This window comes from Actinomadura atramentaria DSM 43919, assembly GCF_000381885.1.
Classification (GTDB): domain Bacteria; phylum Actinomycetota; class Actinomycetes; order Streptosporangiales; family Streptosporangiaceae; genus Spirillospora; species Spirillospora atramentaria.
The window spans coordinates 503680-519657 of the sequence record NZ_KB907210.1 but is presented as its reverse complement, the minus strand read 5'-3'; the positions used below and the strand labels follow the sequence as shown (position 1 = coordinate 519657).

18 protein-coding genes are annotated in these 15978 nt (G+C 73.5%); 7 read left to right on the top strand and 11 right to left on the bottom strand.

Features of this window, described 5'->3' with window-relative positions; genetic code table 11:
- The first annotated feature begins 91 nt into the window (after nucleotides 1–91).
- Nucleotides 92–574, top strand: coding sequence for an RDD family protein (locus G339_RS0109865; RefSeq protein ID WP_019630912.1), 483 nt, complete (start codon nucleotides 92–94; stop codon nucleotides 572–574).
- A gap of 105 nt (nucleotides 575–679) precedes the next feature.
- Here the strand turns inward: G339_RS0109865 and G339_RS0109860 are convergent, their stop codons facing one another.
- Together G339_RS0109860 and lipA are read right to left on the bottom strand one after the other, a co-directional pair.
- Nucleotides 680–1369, bottom strand: coding sequence for a DUF4191 domain-containing protein (locus tag G339_RS0109860; RefSeq protein WP_019630911.1), 690 nt, complete (start codon nucleotides 1367–1369; stop codon nucleotides 680–682).
- A 43-nt stretch (nucleotides 1370–1412) separates the two neighbouring features.
- Complete coding sequence (gene lipA / locus G339_RS0109855; protein WP_420804489.1) at nucleotides 1413–2333, bottom strand: lipoyl synthase; 921 nt, start codon at nucleotides 2331–2333, stop codon at nucleotides 1413–1415.
- Nucleotides 2334–2512: 179 nt separating this feature from the next.
- Between lipA and G339_RS0109850 the strand changes: the two genes are divergently transcribed.
- Nucleotides 2513–3010, top strand: a complete 498-nt coding sequence (locus G339_RS0109850) for a YfbM family protein (RefSeq protein WP_240489771.1) — start codon at nucleotides 2513–2515, stop codon at nucleotides 3008–3010.
- Here the strand turns inward: G339_RS0109850 and lipB are convergent.
- Complete coding sequence (gene lipB / locus G339_RS0109845; protein WP_420804488.1) at nucleotides 3007–3726, bottom strand: lipoyl(octanoyl) transferase LipB; 720 nt, start codon at nucleotides 3724–3726, stop codon at nucleotides 3007–3009. The two genes, G339_RS0109850 and lipB, sit on opposite strands and share 4 nt — an antisense overlap.
- Before the next feature lie 18 nt (nucleotides 3727–3744).
- On the bottom strand, nucleotides 3745–4485 hold the full coding sequence (locus tag G339_RS0109840; RefSeq protein WP_019630907.1) for a Type 1 glutamine amidotransferase-like domain-containing protein: 741 nt from the start codon (nucleotides 4483–4485) through the stop codon (nucleotides 3745–3747).
- A 339-nt stretch (nucleotides 4486–4824) separates the two neighbouring features.
- Between G339_RS0109840 and G339_RS0109835 the strand changes: the two genes are divergently transcribed.
- Nucleotides 4825–5127: a hypothetical protein gene (locus tag G339_RS0109835; RefSeq protein WP_019630906.1), complete on the top strand. Its 303-nt coding sequence runs from the start codon at nucleotides 4825–4827 to the stop codon at nucleotides 5125–5127.
- Between the two features lie 117 nt (nucleotides 5128–5244).
- Here G339_RS0109835 and sucB read toward each other — a convergent pair whose 3' ends face one another.
- The 5 genes from sucB to G339_RS0109815 form a co-directional block, all read right to left on the bottom strand.
- Entirely contained in the window at nucleotides 5245–6708 is a 1464-nt protein-coding gene (sucB, locus tag G339_RS0109830; RefSeq protein ID WP_019630905.1) for a 2-oxoglutarate dehydrogenase, E2 component, dihydrolipoamide succinyltransferase, read from the bottom strand.
- 37 nt (nucleotides 6709–6745) lie between these two features.
- Nucleotides 6746–8131, bottom strand: a complete 1386-nt coding sequence (gene lpdA, locus G339_RS0109825; RefSeq protein ID WP_019630904.1) for a dihydrolipoyl dehydrogenase — start codon at nucleotides 8129–8131, stop codon at nucleotides 6746–6748.
- 96 nt (nucleotides 8132–8227) lie between these two features.
- Nucleotides 8228–9709: a leucyl aminopeptidase gene (locus G339_RS0109820; protein WP_019630903.1), complete on the bottom strand. Its 1482-nt coding sequence runs from the start codon at nucleotides 9707–9709 to the stop codon at nucleotides 8228–8230.
- A gap of 289 nt (nucleotides 9710–9998) precedes the next feature.
- Entirely contained in the window at nucleotides 9999–10754 is a 756-nt protein-coding gene (locus G339_RS37610) for an adenosylcobinamide-GDP ribazoletransferase (protein WP_084693185.1), read from the bottom strand.
- Nucleotides 10751–11698 carry a bifunctional adenosylcobinamide kinase/adenosylcobinamide-phosphate guanylyltransferase gene (locus G339_RS0109815; protein WP_019630902.1) on the bottom strand — a complete coding sequence of 316 codons (948 nt, stop codon included), beginning with the start codon at nucleotides 11696–11698 and terminating at the stop codon, nucleotides 10751–10753. Before G339_RS0109815 ends, G339_RS37610 begins: the two co-directional genes overlap by 4 nt.
- A 124-nt stretch (nucleotides 11699–11822) precedes the next feature.
- Between G339_RS0109815 and G339_RS0109810 the strand changes: the two genes are divergently transcribed.
- Entirely contained in the window at nucleotides 11823–12017 is a 195-nt protein-coding gene (locus G339_RS0109810) for a hypothetical protein (protein WP_019630901.1), read from the top strand.
- 46 nt (nucleotides 12018–12063) lie between these two features.
- On the opposite strand, the gene G339_RS0109805 is transcribed toward G339_RS0109810, so the two are convergent.
- On the bottom strand, nucleotides 12064–13065 hold the full coding sequence (locus tag G339_RS0109805; RefSeq protein WP_019630900.1) for an aldo/keto reductase family protein: 1002 nt from the start codon (nucleotides 13063–13065) through the stop codon (nucleotides 12064–12066).
- A gap of 37 nt (nucleotides 13066–13102) precedes the next feature.
- Nucleotides 13103–13681 carry a DUF3043 domain-containing protein gene (locus tag G339_RS37605; RefSeq protein WP_026341304.1) on the bottom strand — a complete coding sequence of 193 codons (579 nt, stop codon included), beginning with the start codon at nucleotides 13679–13681 and terminating at the stop codon, nucleotides 13103–13105.
- 135 nt (nucleotides 13682–13816) lie between these two features.
- Here G339_RS37605 and G339_RS0109795 point away from each other — a divergent pair, with 135 nt between their 5' ends.
- The 3 genes from G339_RS0109795 (at nucleotide 13817) to htpX (ending at nucleotide 15977) form a co-directional block, all read left to right on the top strand.
- A complete protein-coding gene (locus tag G339_RS0109795) occupies nucleotides 13817–14620 on the top strand; it encodes a PspA/IM30 family protein (RefSeq protein ID WP_205625513.1) in 804 nt (267 codons plus the stop codon).
- Nucleotides 14617–14895, top strand: coding sequence for a PspA-associated protein PspAA (gene pspAA / locus G339_RS0109790; RefSeq protein ID WP_019630897.1), 279 nt, complete (start codon nucleotides 14617–14619; stop codon nucleotides 14893–14895). Before G339_RS0109795 ends, pspAA begins: the two co-directional genes overlap by 4 nt.
- A gap of 164 nt (nucleotides 14896–15059) precedes the next feature.
- Complete coding sequence (htpX, locus tag G339_RS0109785) at nucleotides 15060–15977, top strand: zinc metalloprotease HtpX (RefSeq protein ID WP_019630896.1); 918 nt, start codon at nucleotides 15060–15062, stop codon at nucleotides 15975–15977.
- Nucleotide 15978: the final 1 nt, after the last annotated feature.

Sequence of the window (15978 nt, the reverse complement as noted above, 5' to 3'; positions counted from 1 at the left end):
CACCGCAGGAACGGCACGAAAAAGGGGGAACGGACGCCCAGACCGCACGACGCAAGGATGATCCTTACCCAGGAACAGATAGCGTATTCGCATGAGCAGCGACGGACGGGGCGGCGCGGGGCCCCGGTGGACGCAGACCTGGCTGGGCGGCGCGCGATCGGCCGGCGTCGACCTCGGCGCCCCCGGCGAGCGGCTCGGCCTCCCCGCGACCGGCAGCGGTTCCGCCGCGTCCTACGGCCGCCGCCTCGGCGCGCTGTTCATCGACTGGGCGCTGTCGCTCCTCATCGCCAGCGTCCTCACCCGCGCGCTGGACCTCGACCCGTCCCAGCGCAGCCTCGTCGCGCTCGGCGTCTTCGGCGTCCAGGCGTGGCTGCTGACGGGCCTGGCGGGCCTGACGATCGGCAAGCGCCTGTGCGGCGTCCGCGTGATCCGCCTCGACGGCCGCCCCCTCGGCCTCGGCTGGGGCCTCGCCCGCGCGTTCCTGCTGGTCCTGTTCGTCCCGGCCCTCATCTGGGACCGCGACCACCGCGGCCTCCACGACCGCGCCGCCAACACGGCCGTCATCCGGATCTGAGCGGGAACGAAACCCTGGGGGTTGCCCCGCGCGCGCACGGCCGCGAGCGCTAGCGAGCGGCCGGGCGCGAACGGCTCCGGGGGATTCGTCGCCCGCGCCGGGGGGTCACTTCAACTTCGGGCCCTTGGGCATGCGGGCGCCCTTGGGGATGGGGCCCTTGGGCATCTGCATCGAGCGGGGGAGCGCCTGCAGCCGCCCGTTCAGCTCCGACACCTGCGGCTTGGTCAGGTTGCGGGGGAGCTTCATGATGTGCCGCTGGAGCTTGTCCACCGGGATCTGGCCCTCGTCGGTGCCGACCTGGATGTCGTAGATGGGCACCTGCTGCGCGGCGCGGGAGATGCGCTTCTTCTCCGCGCCGAGCAGCGCGCCGACCCGGCTGCGCGGGCCCTCGGAGACCAGGATGACGCCCGGCCGCCCGACGGCGCGGTGGACCATGTCGAGGTTGCGGTTGCCCGCGACGGCCTCGGTGACGGTCCACGCGCCGCGCATGTTCTTGAGGATGGCGGCGGCCGCGCCGGGCTGCCCGGCGATCATCTTGTACTGGGCGCGCTGCGCGAGCTGGCCGAAAACGATCATGCCCACCGCGACGGCCGCGAGGATCCCCAGCGGGATGAAGAACCACGGCTGGCCGATCAGCACCCCGATGAGGACGACGACGACCAGCGTGCCGATCGAGGAGGCGGCGACGATCGGGAGGGCCTTCGGGTCCGTCTGCCGGAGCACCTGGGCGACCATGCGGATCTGCTTCAGGCGGCCCGGGTTGTCCTGAACCCCGTCGGCGGGCGTTTTCGACATGCGTCCAAGGATAGTCGCGGCGGGCGGCGGCCCGGCCGCCCGGTCAGGCGTCGCGGGCCTCGATGGCCTGCCGGTACAGCCGCCCGGCGCGGTAGCTGGACCGCACCAGCGGACCGGACATCACGCCCGCGAAACCGATGCTCTCGGCCTCGGCGGACAGCTCCACGAACTCGTCCGGCTTCACCCAGCGCTCCACCGGGTGGTGCCGCGGGGTGGGCCGCAGGTACTGCGTGATCGTGATCAGTTCGCAACCGGCGGCGTGCAGGTCGCGCAGCGCCGCCGACACCTCCTCGCGGGTCTCGCCCATGCCGAGGATGAGGTTGGACTTGGTGACCAGGCCCGCGGCGCGCGCCTGCCGGATGACGTCCAGCGAGCGCTCGTAGCGGAACCCCGGCCGGATGCGCCTGAAGATCCGCGGGACGGTCTCGACGTTGTGCGCGAGCACCTCGGGCCGCGCGCCGAACACCTCCGCGAGCTGCCCGGGGTCGGCGTTGAAGTCCGGGATGAGCAGTTCGACGCCGCAGCCGGGGACGGCCGCGTGGATCTGCCGGACGGTCTCGGCGTACAGCCACGCGCCGCCGTCCGCCAGGTCGTCGCGGGCGACGCCGGTCACGGTGGCGTACTTCAGGCCCATCGACGCGACGGACTCGGCGACGCGGCGCGGCTCGTCCCGGTCGAGTTCGGCGGGGCGGCCGGTGTCGATCTGGCAGAAGTCGCACCGCCGGGTGCACTGGTCGCCGCCGATGAGGAACGTGGCCTCCCGGTCCTCCCAGCACTCGTAGATGTTGGGGCAGCCGGCTTCCTGGCAGACGGTGTGCAGACCCTCGGACTTCACCAGGCGCGTCAGCTCGCGGTACTGCGGGCCGGTCTTCAACCTGGTCTTGATCCATTCGGGCTTGCGCTCGATGGGGGTCTGGCTGTTGCGTGCCTCAATGCGGAGGAGTTTGCGCTCCCCAGGTGTCACCGTCGTCACCGCTCCAGCCTACGTCCGCGCCGCCGGTGCCGTTACCGCGGCCGTCATGTACCGAACAGGACTCGATTGGCGTGTTCCTCCCGCTGCGCAGCGCGGATCTCTCTAGGGTGACTCCCTGTCGTCACGCCGACCCCCCGTTTCATCGCAGGAGGACCACCGTGGGCCTGGCCATGTCGTATCTCAGGGTGCCGCCCGTGCTGGACGGTGAGTCCGACCCCGGGGCGGTCGCCCGGCTGCTGTTCGGCCCCGCCCGGCGGCGCGCGGCCGCGCCGGCGGGCTGCGCGCTGGACCTCGGCGGCGCGTGGCAGGCGCTGCACTACCTGCTGACCGGTGATCCGTGGGACGGCCCGCAGCCCGAGGGCGACGTCGTGTGCGGCGGGCGGCTGCTCACCGAGGACGGCGCGGACGAGCTCGGCCTGGACGTCATCTACCTGGACCCCGGCCGCGTGGGCCCGATCGCCGGATACCTGGCGGCGGCGCCGTTCGAGCGCGTCGCGGGCCGCTTCGACCTGACGGCGATGAAGGCGGCGGAGGTCCAGGACGCCGACGCGTTCGACGACGGGGTCCTGGACCGGGTGCTGCGGCCCGCGCACGCGGCCCTCGCGGACTTCTTCGCGCGGGCGGCGGCGGAGGGGCAGGCCGTCTACAAGGTGATGGCGGAGCGCTAGCCCGCGAGCTGCGCGACCGTGCGGTGCAGAATCCCGGGCGCGCCGAGCGCCTCGGCCAGCCGCCGCTCGACGATCGGCAGCACCTCGGCGACGGGGACCGGGCGGCCGGTCTCCTGCGACAGGTTGGTGGAGCCCGCGTCCCGGATGCCGCACGGGACGATCCGGTCGAACCAGCTCATGTCGTTGTCGCAGTTGAGCTGGAAGCCGTGCATCGTCACCCCGCGCGACACCCGGATGCCGATCGACCCGATCTTGCGGTCCGGCGTGCCGGGCACCCACAGCCCGCTGCGCCCCTCGACGGTCGTGGTCGCGAGGCCGAACTCGGCGCAGACGTCCATCATCATGCGCTCCAGCAGCCGCACGTACGCGACGACGTCCACCGGGTCGGGCAGCCGCACGATCGGGTAGCCGGTGAGCTGCCCCGGCCCGTGCCAGGTGATCTTGCCGCCCCGGTCGGTGTCGACGACGGGCGCGCCCGGGTCGCCGAACGGCCGGTCCAGCGGCTCGGTCCGCTTGCCCGCCGTGTAGACGGGCCGGTGCTCCAGCAACAGTGCGGTGTCGGGGATGCGGTCGTCGGCGCGCAGCGCGTGAGTGCGGCGCTGCAGGTCCCAGGCGTCCTCGTACGGGACGGCCGCGGACCCGAAGCCCGCGTGTACGACGACCAGTTCACCGGTGGAGGCGCCCGGGGATCGCCCGGCGGCCTCGCGTACGTCCAGTTCGCTCACGGGCCCACACTATGCCTCGCCGCCGAGCAGCCGCGGCGCGACCGGCGTCTCCTTCGCGCCGCCGCTCCCGTCCGCCTCCACCCGGTACGCGCTCGCGGACTCGCGGAACGCGACGGCCTGCACGAACTCGGTGCCGACGTAGTGCAGCGCGACGGACTCGTCGGCGGCGTACGCGGCGGGCAGCGTCCCGTCCCCGACGAGCCGCTGCAGCAGGGGGCGGCGCTGCGGCTCGCTGTCGTAGTGGACGCCGCACGCGTACGGCAGAAAGCCCAGGCCGTCCGTCAGCGGGGCCAGCTCGGGGCCGAACGAGTCGGTGTTCCCGCCGACGTGCCAGCACAGCGCGCCCGCGCTCTGCCCCGACAGCACCACGCCGCGCTCCCACGCCTCCCGCAGCGCGCCGTCCACGCCGTGCAGCCGCCACAGCGCCAGCAGGTTCGCGACGCTGCCGCCGAACACGTAGATCAGGTCCTGCGACAGCAGGTGCGCGCGGACGTCCTCGACGTTCGGCATCGGGAACAGCGCCAGGTGGCTCACCTCGGCGTCCAGGCGGCCGAACGCCTCGTAGCCGAGGGCCAGGTAGCGGTCGCCGTCGCCGAGCGCGGTGGCGAGGAAGCAGACGCGCGGCCGGTCCTGGCCGGTGAGGTCCAGCGCGTACCGCAGCAGCGGGCTCGGGCGCAGGCCGCCGCGCTCGTCGGCGAGGAACGAACCCCCGCCGATCGCCAGGATGTGCGGTTGCCCGTCGGTGCTCATGTGGAGGCACTCCAATCGTCGCGGTGAGGTCGTGGACGTCGTCACGCTAGGCGGTGTTTCAGAGTCCCGGCCCACGGCCCTCGCCTGGCGGCTCGGGCCTGACCGGGCCTGTGCGAGCGCGGCATCGCTCCGCGATCTGGCCGGTGAAGCTCGCCTCCGGCGTCGCTTCACCGGCCAGTCAACGCACTCGCGCTGTGGCTGAGGCGCTTTGAGACAGACCCTAGGCCCGTTGTTCCGTGCCATGTCCGCCTTTAGAGAATCTTGGAACAGATCGTCGGCGGCGGGCGCGAGGCGCGGGGGGCCGTCCCCGCGCGGGCGGCGCACCAATACGCTTCTCCCATGCCCAAGATCCCCACCGCGGCCGTCGCCGCGTCCGGTCTCGTCGGCGGCTACGCCGCCGCCCGCTTCACCCGCCGCCGCGAGCTGGGCGGCGCCGTCCTGGCCGTCGCCGGGGCCTGGTGCGCCCGCGAGTGGTCGCGCACCGCGGGCCCGAAGGGCGCGGCCGCGCTGACGGCCGTCTACCTGGCGGGTTTCGGCGGCTCGCACCCGCTGGCCAAGAAGGTCGGCGCGTGGCCCGCCGTCCTCACCGCCGCCGCCGTCTCCGCGGCCACCGCCTACGCGCTCTCCGACCGCCGCGCCTGACCTGAAAGAGGGGCACCCGGCCGCTCGCTGGCGCGCGCGGGCGGGCGGGCGCTGCGATGAAGCGGCCCCGCCGCTCCCTCGGAGAGGGGGTGGCGGGGCCGCTCGTGTCGCGGAAGGTCAGAGGCCCAGGTCGGCCTCGAAGTTGCCCTCCTCCAGGCGGTGCTTGATCGTCCCGAGGAAGCGGGCCGCGTCGGCGCCGTCGATGAGGCGGTGGTCGTAGGTCAGCGCCAGGTAGACCATCGACCGGACGGCGATGACCTCGCCGAGCGCCGGGTCGTCGATGACGGCGGGGCGCTTGACGACCGAGCCGGTGCCGAGCATGCCGACCTGCGGCTGGTTCAGGATCGGCGTGTCGAACAGCGCGCCGCGGCTGCCGGTGTTGGTGAGCGTGAACGTCCCGCCCGCCAGCTCGTCCGGGCTGACCTTGTTGGTGCGGGTCCGCTCGGCGACGTCCGCGATCCGCTGCGCGAGGCCGCCCAGGTTGAGCTGGCCCGCGTTGTGGATCACCGGGACCATCAGGCCGCGCTCGGGCACGTCCACCGCGATGCCGAGGTTCTCGACGTCGTGGTAGGTGACCTCGTTGGTCTCGCTGTTGATGACGGCGTTGACCTTCGGGTGCGTCTTCAGCGCCTCGATCGCCGCCAGCGCGAAGAACGGCAGGAACGACAGCTTCACGCCCTCGCGGGCGAGGAAGTCGGCCTTGGCGCGGTCCCGCAGCCGGGCGATCCTGGTGACGTCCACCTCGACGACCGTGGTGAGCTGCGCCGAGACCTGCAGCGACTCGACCATCCGGCGGGCGATCGTCTGCCGGATGCGGCTCATCTTCTCGGTCTTGCCGCGCAGCGCGAGCTGCTCGGCGGGCGCGGCCGTGGCGGCCGGGGCCGGGGCGGGCGCCGCGGGCTGCGCGGCGGGGGCGGCGGCGGGCGCGGACGGCGCGGGCTGGGCCTGCTTGGCGCGGGCGGCCTCCAGCACGTCCTGCTTGCGGATGCGTCCGCCGACGCCGGTGCCCTCGACGGCGTTCAGGTCGACGCCGTGCTCGGACGCGAGCTTGCGCACCAGCGGCGTCACGTACGGGCCCTCGCCCGCGGGCTGCGCCGGGGCCTCCTGCCGCGGCGCGGCCGGAGCCGGGGCCGGAGCGGGGGCGGGCGCGGGCGCGGGGGCGGGCCGCTCGGCGGCCGGGGCGGGCTCGGGCGCGGCGGGCTGCGCGGGCGGCCACGCCGACGGCGGCGGGGCCTGCTGCGCGGCGGGCGCCGGCTCGGGCTCGGGCGTCGGCTCCGGCGCGGGCGGGGCGGGCGGCGCGGCCTGCTCGGCGGCGGGCGCGCCGCCGCCGGCCGGGGCGTCGCCCTCGTCGCCGATGACCGCGAGTTCCGCGCCGACCTCGACGGTCTCGTCCTCGGCGACGGTGATGCTGGTCAGGATGCCCGAGGCGGGCGAGGGGATCTCGGTGTCGACCTTGTCGGTCGACACTTCGAGAAGCGGCTCGTCGGTCTCGACGCGCTCACCCTCCTTCTTCAACCAGCGGGTGACAGTGCCCTCGGTGACGCTCTCGCCGAGCTGGGGCATGGTGACGGAGACCGGCATGGCTCTCAGCGACTCCTTCGAAATACTGTGCCGGCGTTCAGCCGCGCACGTGCAATGGCTTGCCGGCGAGCGCCAGGTGTGCCTCGCCGACCGCTTCGGACTGGGTCGGATGGGGATGGATCAGCGAGGCGACCTCGCCGGGCAGGGCTTCCCAGTTGTAGATGAGCTGTCCCTCCGCGATGAGTTCGCCGACACGCGCGCCGACCATGTGGACGCCGAGGACGGGACCGCCGACGGCGGCGATGACCTTGACCTCGCCCTGCGTCCCGAGGATCTTGCTCCGGGGGTTGCCGGCGAGGTCGTAGGCCACCTCGTCGACCTCGTAGCCGCGCTCCCTGGCCGCCCTGGTGGTGAGTCCCACCGAGGCGACCTCGGGCGCGGAGTAGGTGATGCGGGGAACGCCGTCGTAGTCGATCGGCCGCGGGTCGAGCCCGCCGAGCCGTTCGGCGACGAGGATTCCCTCGGCGAATCCGACGTGCGCGAGCTGCGGCGTGGCGACCAGGTCGCCGACCGCCGAGATCGTGGGGACGCTCGTGCGGCAGTGCCCGTCGACGACGACGAACCCGCGTTCGGTCGCGACGCCCGCCGCGTCCAGCCCCAGTCCGTCGGTGACCGGGGCGCGGCCGACCGCGACGAGCATCAGCTCCGCGTCGATGGCGGAGCCGTCCGCGAGGACGGCCGAGACGCCGCCGGGCGTGGGCCGCACCTCCGACAGGCGCGCGCCCGTGCGGAACGCGATCCCGCGCCTGCGGAACGCGCGCTCCAGCCGCGCGGAGGACGACTCCTCCTCCAGCGGCAGCAGGTGGGGGAGGGCCTCGACGATCGTGACGTCCGCGCCGAACGACCGCCAGACGCTGGCGAACTCGACGCCGATGACGCCGCCGCCGAGCACGATCACCGAGGCGGGGACCTTCCCGAGCCGCAGCGCGTGGTCGCTGGTGATGATCCGCTCGCCGTCGACCTCGACGCCCGGCACCGCGCGCGGCTCGGAACCGGTGGCCAGCACCACATGCCGACCGGTCAGCGTCCGCTCGCCGTCCGGGCCGGAGACCGCGACGGTCGTCGGCCCGGTCAGCCGTCCCGTGCCCGGCACGATCTCGATGCCGCGCGAGCGGATCAGCCCGGTCAGGCCCTTGACCGTCGTGGCGACGACCCGGTCCTTGTAGGCGTGGACCGCGTCGATGTCGACGCCCTCGAACACCGCGCGCACGCCCACGGCGGCGGCCTCGCGCGTCTGGTCCGCGACCTCCGCCGCGTGCAGCAGCGCCTTGGTCGGGATGCAGCCGCGGTTCAGGCACGTGCCGCCGAGCGCGTCGCGCTCGACCAGCGCGACGGTGCGGCCCAGCTCCGCGGCGCGCAGCGCGCACGCGTAGCCCCCGCTCCCACCGCCCAGGACGACGATGTCGTAGGCGCCGTCGGCCACGAAGTCCCCTCTTCTCCCGGTTTCCGCGCTCAACCTATGCGCTCGTCAGGTCGCGCGGCACCGGAACCGTGTCACCGGACCGTTCCGCCGGACGCCTCACAGGTTCCCGGCGGCCATGTCCTCCGCGATCTGCACCAACGTACGCGTCGCGGCGCCGGTGCCGCCCTTCGGGGTGTAGCCGTAGGGCTCGCCCTTGTGGAACGACGGCCCGGCGATGTCCAGATGCGCCCAGCGGACGCCGTCCGGCACGAACTCCTTCAGGAACACGCCCGCGACCAGCATCCCGCCCCAGCGCTCGCCGCTGATGTTGGCGAGGTCCGCGACGGGCGAGTCCAGGCCCTTGCGCAGCTCGGCGGGCAGCGGCATGCCCCACGCGGCCTCGCCCGCGCGCGTCGCGGCGTCCACCACGCCCTCGCGGACGGCGTCCTCGTTGGCCATGACGCCCGTCGTGCGGGTGCCGAGCGCGACGAGCTGCGCGCCCGTCAGCGTCGCGACGTCCACGATCAGGTCGGGGCCGTCCTCGGCGGCGCGGACCAGCGCGTCGGCCAGGACCAGGCGGCCCTCGGCGTCGGTGTTCAGCACCTCGACGGTCGTGCCGCCGTAGATCGTCAGCACGTCGGACGGGCGCTGCGCGCTGCCGCTCGGCATGTTCTCGGCCATCGCCATGTAGCCGACGACGTTGACGGCGGGCTTCAACTCCGCGATCGACCGCAGCGCGCCCAGCACCGCCGCCGCGCCGCCCATGTCGGACTTCATCCAGTCCATCGCGTCGGCGGGCTTCAGCGACAGGCCGCCCGAGTCGAACGTGATGCCCTTGCCGACCAGCGCCAGCGTGCGCGTCGCGTCCGGGTGCGTGTAGGCGACGCGGACCAGGCGCGGCGGGTTCACCGAACCCTGGCCGACGCCGGTCAGGCCGCCGAAACCGCCCTCGGCCAGCTCCTTCTCGTCCAAGACCTCGATCGCGAGGCCGCCGTCCTCGGCGACCTGCCGCGCGATCCGCGCGAAGTCGTCCGGGACGAGGTCGGACGGCGGGGTGTTCACCAGGTCGCGGACCAGCGCGACCGAACCGGCCAGCGTCCGCGCGCGGTCCACCGCCGCGCCGTGGTCCGCGCCGCCCGCCACGATGACCTCCGCGACCGGGCTCTTGGCCTCGCCCGTCCGGTACGTCGTGAACGCGTACGCGCCGAGCAGCGCGCCCAGCGCCACCGCCTCGGTCTCCGCCGGCGTCCCGGCCGGGAGCGCCACCAGCACGCGGCCCGTGCCCGCCAGCGAACGCACCGCCGCGCCCGCCGCCCGGCGCAGCGCCTCGGCGTCCGGCGTGCCGCCCAGGCCCGCCGCGACGACGACCTTCGCCGGGACCGCGCCGAGCGTCGGCAGCCGGGTCAGCTCACCCGCCTCGCCCGTCGCGCCCAGCGCCGACAGGCCCGCCGCCAGCCGGCCGCCCAGCGCCTCGTCGAGCGCGGCCGCCAGCGGGTGCCCGCCCGGGCGCACCCCCGACGGGTCGGAGGAGACGCCGATGACGATCGCGTCGACGTCGAGGTCTGCGGGAGCTTCACTGGCAAGGCTGATGCTGGTCACGTAGCAGATGTTAGTGGGTGGGGGGGCGACCCCCCACACCCCCCGCGGCGCGGAGCATGCATCCTCGCTCCGCTGGCGCTCCGCTGTGTTGCTTGTGGGGGGACGACCCCCCACACCCCCCCGCGGCGCGGAGGATGCATCCTCACTCCGCTAGCGCTCCGCTGCGGTGCATCCTCCGCGCTGCGCGCGCCCGGCCGCTCGCCTGGCGGCTCGCGGCCGTGCGCGCGCGGGTGACCCCCTTTTGCTGGTGTGGGTGGTTCGTGTTCTCGTTTTTTCTACGAGGGTTTTTCTAGTGCGCTGCTTGTACTACCAGTGCTGTTGTCGTTGCTATTTCCACTAGGGCGCCTAGTACGTCACCGGTGATGCCGCCTAGGCGTTTGCGGGTGTGAGTCAGGACGGCCAGGGTCGCCACTGTTGCCGCTGCCACTGCTAGGGCCGTTTTGATCGGGTGGCCTGTTGCAAGGCCGATGAGAGCTGCGGCCGTGAGCCCTGCTGCGGTTACCGCGTAGGCGGCTCTCGGTCGGACTGTTTCGGCTACCAGGGCTCCTAGGCCGCTCGGCCGTGCTGATGGGACGCCCGTTCTGCAAGCCCACGGGAGGGCTAGGCGGCCTGCCATCGCCGCTACCAAGGCTGCTGTCGCCGCAGTTTCCCGGGTTGGTGCTGTGGCCAGTGCCGTTGCTTGTATTCCGAGTGTCAAGATCAGTGTTACTACGCCGAAGGGGCCGATGTCGGACTTCTTCATGATGGCCAGGGCCTCTTCGGCGGGTTTGGCGCTGCCGAGGCCGTCCGCTAGGTCCGCCAGGCCGTCCAGGTGGAGGGCTCGGGTGACGGCCGCCATTGCGCTGATCGCGAGGAATGCGCCCAAAAGGCGGGACAGTCCGGCCAGGTCCGCCAGAAGCAACGCCGCCGCCGCGGCCGTTCCCGGGATCAGGCCGACCAGGGGGGCGGCGAGCATCGCCGTCCGGGCCGTCGCGCGGTCCACGCGGTCGGCGCGGAGCGGGACGACGGTCAGCAGCGTCACCGCCAGCCGCAGGCCCGCGATCACGGCAGGTCCAGCACGCGGCCCGCGACGACCAGCGCCGCGTCCTCCGACTCGGCCGCCAGCCGCCGGTTCAGCTCCCCGAGCAGGTCGCGGAACGCCCGCCCGGACGCCGTCGCGGGCACCACCGACAGGCCCACCTCGTCGCTGACCGCCACGACCCGCGCCGCCGTCTCCCGCCAGGCCGCGACCAGGTCCGCGACGCGCGGCGCGGCGGCGCGGGCCGGGTCCGACCAGCCGTCCGCCGCGTCGATGGCGCCCGTCAGCCACGAGCCGAGGCCGTCCACGAGCACCGCGCCGCGCGCCGCGCGCAGGACGGCGGCGACGTCGTTCGTCTCGACCGTCGTCCACCACGCGGGGCGGCGCTCGCGGTGCGCGGCGATCCGCGCCGCCCACTCCGCGTCGCCCGCGCCGTCGCGGCCGGTCGCGACATAGGTCACGGCGGGTTCGGCGGCCAGCCGCAGCTCGGCCTCGCGCGACTTGCCGGAGCGCGAGCCGCCGAGCAGCAGCGTCCGGTGCGGCCCGTCGACGGGCGCGAGCCAGTGGCGCAGCAGGCGGTCGAGTTCGGCGCGGGAGCGCGTCCGGTGGTCCAGGTGGACGGCGTGGACGCGGGTGGCGGGACCGACCGCGCCCGCACGCCGCAGCCGACCCAGATGCTCAGGACGTCCGACGAGATCGAGCAGGACGGCGGAGTACCGGACCCCCGCCGAGGGCTCGGGCGCGTCCCCGGGCCTGGCCGCGACGAGCAGGACGGACCCGTCCGGCGCGGTCGCCTCGAACCCCCCGGCCACGTCGCGCCGGGGCAGCGCGTCCAGCGGAACCCCGTCCACGAGCACGCGCAACGCCGCCGCGCCCCGCCCGTCCCGCCGCAGCGCGGCGCACGACGCGCACCGGCACCCCGCCGCAGGCCATCCGCCCGCCGCGGCGTCTCCGAGAATGTCGATGTCCATAGCGAGAACAGACTGTAAGGGGCGATTCGTCGGCCGGGGGACCGGCGCGGGACGGGGCGGCCGCCCGAAAGAGCCATAAACTCGGCTCCGACCGACGAGACCGATCGAGCGGAGGCGGCGCGCGATGGCCTGGAGCTGGAAGCTGGAACGGGCGGACGGGGCGGACGAGACCGTCGAGGAGACGTTCCCGACCCGGTCGGACGCCGAATCGTGGCTCGGCGAGAACTGGCGCGCGCTGCGGGCGGACGGTGCGACGCGCGCGGTGCTGCTGGACGACGACGCGAAGGTCGCCGCGCTGGCCCTGGACGAGCCGACGTGACCGCGTCCCCGGCCGGACGCCCGTCCGGCCGGGGACGCGGCGCGCGTCAGGGGCGGCGGCGCGGGCTGACGGTCTTGGCGGGGTCGCGCACGACGACCGGGCCGAGCACGTCGTCGATGCGCGCGAGGACGTCGGCGTCGAGCTTGACCCCGGCGGCCTTCACGTTGTCGCGCACCTGCTCGGGCCGCGACGCGCCGATGATCGCGGCGGACACGTTCGGGTTCTGCAGCGTCCACGCGACGGCGAGCTGCGCCATGCTGAGCCCGAGGTCGGCGGCGATGGGCTTGAGCTCCTGCACGCGGGTGAGCACGTCGTCGTCGAGCAGGCGGCGGACGAAGTCGGCGCCGCCCTTCTCGTCGGTGGCGCGCGACCCGGCGGGCGGCGGCGTCCCCGGCAGGTACTTGCCGGTGAGGACGCCCTGCGCGATGGGGGACCAGACGATCTGCCCGATGCCCTCCCGCTCGCACAGCGGGACGACCTCGTCCTCGATGACCCGCCACAGCATCGAGTACTGGGGCTGGCTGGAGACGATCCGGTCGAAGCCCATCTCGTCGGCGATCTTCAGCGCCCGCTCGATCTCCTCGGCGCGCCATTCCGAGACGCCGACGTACAGCACCTTGCCCTGCCGGACGAGGTCGTCGAACGCGCGCAGCGTCTCCTCCAGCGGCGTCGCGTAGTCGAACCGGTGCGCCTGGTAGAGGTCGACGTAGTCGGTGCCGAGCCGCCGCAGCGAACCTTGGATCGACTCGAAGACGTGCTTGCGGGACAGGCCCCGGTCGTTGGGCCCGGGACCGGTCGGCCAGTACACCTTGGTGAAGATCTCCAGGCCCTCGCGGCGCTGGCCGGTGAGGGCGCGGCCGAGCACTTCCTCGGCGCGCGTCCCGGCGTAGGTGTCGGCGGTGTCGAACGTGGTGACGCCCTGGTCGAGGGCCTCCGCCACGCACGCGCGGGCGGCGTCCTCCTCGACCTGCGAGCCGTGGGTGAGCCAGTTGCCGTACGCGATCTCGCTGATCTTCAGGCCGCTTCGGCCCAGGTGTCGGAACTCCATGATCGGAGACCCTAGACCGGGCGCGGGGCGGGCCCGGTCAGGCGGTGGGCCGCTCGCCGAGCTTGACCTGCGGCGGGGGCTGCCGCAGCCGCCGGATCTGCATCGCGCGCAGGGCCGCGTACATGCCGATGCCCTTGGTGCTCTCGTCCGGGTACTTGGCCGCGGCGATCCGCTTGACGCCCGTGCTGAGGACGAACCCCTCGATGAACACCGCGACGAGCAGCACCGGCGGCGCGAGCAGGCCGAACAGCCGGGCCGCCGGGATCGGCAGCAGGCTCAGCACGATGATCGCGAACAGCACGTACATCAGGTACGAGCCGATGGTGCGCCGCGAGTCGACGTAGTCGCGGGCGAGCCGCCGCACCGGTCCCTTGTCGCGCTTGAGGAGGAACTTCTCCTCCCCGCGCGCCATGCCCTCGCGTGCCCGGGCGCGCTCGGCGGCCTGCTTCTCGCGCAGCCTCTTGTACGCCTCCTTCCGGTCGGAAGGAGGCGCGGTGATGGGCTGGAGGCGCTTCTTCTGCGCCTCGGACCGCTTGGGCGTGGGGCGCCCCTTGCCTCCCGGCTTTACGACCTGCGGAGGATCTTCAGGGGCTTCCTGGGTACGACGTCCGAACACGGGATCAGCCTACCGGCTGCGAACATCGTGACCGCCTCGCGCGTTAACGCGTAGGGTGATACAAGCCCAGCAGTGGTCATTGAGCCCAGTTTGCGACTGAAGCGGACAGCACACGAAGGGACCGGCGCCGGCGCGATGAGCGTGATGAAGCGAATGTCGATGATCTTCAAGTCCAAGGCCAACAAGGCCCTGGACCGCATGGAAGATCCGCGCGAGACTCTGGACTACTCCTACCAGCGCCAGCTGGAGATGCTGCAGAAGGTCCGCCGGGGCGTTGCCGACGTCGCGACCTCCCGCAAGCGCCTGGAACTCCAGATCAACCAGCTCGAACAGCAGCAGAACAAGCTGACCGAGCAGGGCAAGAAGGCGCTGCAGGTCGGCCGGGAGGACCTCGCCCGCGAGGCCCTGACGCGCCGGTCGGGCCTCGACTCCCAGCTCGGCGACCTGCGCGCGCAGTACCAGCAGCTCCAGGGCGAGGAGGAGAAGCTGACGCTGGCCTCGCAGCGGCTGCAGGCCAAGGTGGACTCCTTCCGCACCCGCAAGGAGACCATCAAGGCGACCTACACGGCCGCCGAGGCGCAGACGAAGATCAACGAGGCGTTCAGCGGCATCTCCGAGGAGATGGGCGACGTCGGCCTCGCGATCCAGCGCGCCGAGGAGAAGACCGAGAACATGAAGGCGCGCGCGGGCGCGATCGACGAGCTGCTGGCCTCCGGCGCCCTGGAGGACTTCTCCGGTCCCCGCGACGACATCCAGGCCGAGCTGGACCGGGTCGGCTCCGGCCCCGGCGTCGACCTCGAACTGGAGCGGTTGAAGGCCGAGCTGGGCCAGGCGCCCGCGCCCAAGCAGCTCAACCCGGGCCAGGAGCAGGCCCCCGGCCAGCAGGCCGCCGCGCCGCAGCAGGTGCAGTGGCCGCAGCAGCCCGGGGGTGCCCAGTGATCGTCCGCATCATGGGCGAGGGGCAGCTCGACGTCGCCGACGGCGACCTGGCGGCGCTGAACGCCCTCGACGACCAGTTGGAGTCGGCGATCGAGTCCGGCGACGAGGACGAGTTCCGGGGGGCGCTGAACGCGCTGCTGGACAACGTCCGCAAGGTCGGGCGGCCGCTGCCGCCCGACAGCCTGGAGCCGTCCGAGCTGATCCTGCCGCCGGTGGACGCGGCGATCGGCGAGGTCCGGCAGATGCTGGGCGACGAGGGGCTGATCCCGGACTGAGTCCGGATCGGACCGATCAGGTCGCACCGGGCGTGACCACGCCGCCGACGCGGCCGGGCCGCGGGGGCCGTCCCCACGCGACGGCCCGGCCGCCCGGGGTGCGACCGGCCCGGCGCCCGCCGACCGCGGGCGGCCGAGCCGCAGGCAAGTGAGAGGTGGAACCGATGGCACGGACCCGATACGCCGCCGACCGCGGACTGACGTCCCGGATGCTGCTGACGATGTTCCTGCTGGGGCTGGTGTACGTCGTCTTCGTCGGCGCCTTCTTCGTGCTCGTTCCGCGCTGGGGCGTGGTCGCGCTCGTCGTCGCCATGCTGTTCCTGTTCGCGCAGTACTTCTTCAGCGACAAGCTGACGCTGTTCGCGATGCACGCCCGCGAGGTGACGCCGCAGGAGGCGCCCGAGCTGCACGGCGTCATCGACCGCGTGTGCGCGCTGTCGGACGCGCCGAAGCCGAAGGTCGCCATCGCCGACACCGACGTCCCGAACGCGTTCGCGACGGGCCGCAACCAGTCCAAGGCGGTCGTGTGCGTCACGACCGGGCTGCTGCGCAGGCTGGACCCGGTGGAGCTGGAGGGCGTCCTCGCGCACGAGATGGCCCACGTCGCGCACCGCGACGTCGCCGTCATGACGATCGCGTCGTTCCTCGGGATCTGCGCGGGCCTGCTGACCCGGTTCGGGCTCCAGGCGGGCCTGTGGGGCGGGTTCAACCGGCGCAGCAACGACCAGAACACCGGGCTGATCCTGCTCGTCGTCGTGCTGGTCAGCGCCGTCGCGTACGCGATCAGCTTCCTGCTGACCCGCGCGCTGTCGCGGTACCGCGAGCTGTCGGCGGACCGCGCCGCCGCGCTGCTGACCGGGCGGCCGTCCGCGCTGGCCAGCGCGCTGACGAAGGTGTCCGGCGAGATGTCGCGCATCCCCAGCCGGGACCTGCGCTCCGCCGAGCCGTTCAACGCGTTCTTCTTCGCGCCCGCGCTGTCGGCGCGCAGCACGTTCTCGTCGCTGCTGTCCACGCACCCGTCGCTGGAGAAGCGCCGGGAGCAGCTTCAGAAGATCTCCGACCAGCTCGCCCGAGGGGAGTGAC

Excerpts from the sequence above, each read along its gene's own strand:
- G339_RS0109865 (WP_019630912.1), top strand. The coding sequence starts at position 92 with ATGAGCAGCGACGGACGGGGCGGCGCGGGGCCCCGGTGGACGCAGACC.
- G339_RS0109860 (WP_019630911.1), bottom strand. The coding sequence starts at position 1,369 with ATGTCGAAAACGCCCGCCGACGGGGTTCAGGACAACCCGGGCCGCCTG.
- G339_RS0109850 (WP_240489771.1), top strand. The coding sequence starts at position 2,513 with ATGTCGTATCTCAGGGTGCCGCCCGTGCTGGACGGTGAGTCCGACCCC.
- G339_RS0109840 (WP_019630907.1), bottom strand. The coding sequence starts at position 4,485 with ATGAGCACCGACGGGCAACCGCACATCCTGGCGATCGGCGGGGGTTCG.
- G339_RS0109835 (WP_019630906.1), top strand. The coding sequence starts at position 4,825 with ATGCCCAAGATCCCCACCGCGGCCGTCGCCGCGTCCGGTCTCGTCGGC.
- sucB (WP_019630905.1), bottom strand. The coding sequence starts at position 6,708 with ATGCCGGTCTCCGTCACCATGCCCCAGCTCGGCGAGAGCGTCACCGAG.
- G339_RS0109815 (WP_019630902.1), bottom strand. The coding sequence starts at position 11,698 with ATGGACATCGACATTCTCGGAGACGCCGCGGCGGGCGGATGGCCTGCG.
- G339_RS0109810 (WP_019630901.1), top strand. The coding sequence starts at position 11,823 with ATGGCCTGGAGCTGGAAGCTGGAACGGGCGGACGGGGCGGACGAGACC.
- G339_RS0109805 (WP_019630900.1), bottom strand. The coding sequence starts at position 13,065 with ATGGAGTTCCGACACCTGGGCCGAAGCGGCCTGAAGATCAGCGAGATC.
- G339_RS0109795 (WP_205625513.1), top strand. The coding sequence starts at position 13,817 with ATGAGCGTGATGAAGCGAATGTCGATGATCTTCAAGTCCAAGGCCAAC.
- htpX (WP_019630896.1), top strand. The coding sequence starts at position 15,060 with ATGGCACGGACCCGATACGCCGCCGACCGCGGACTGACGTCCCGGATG.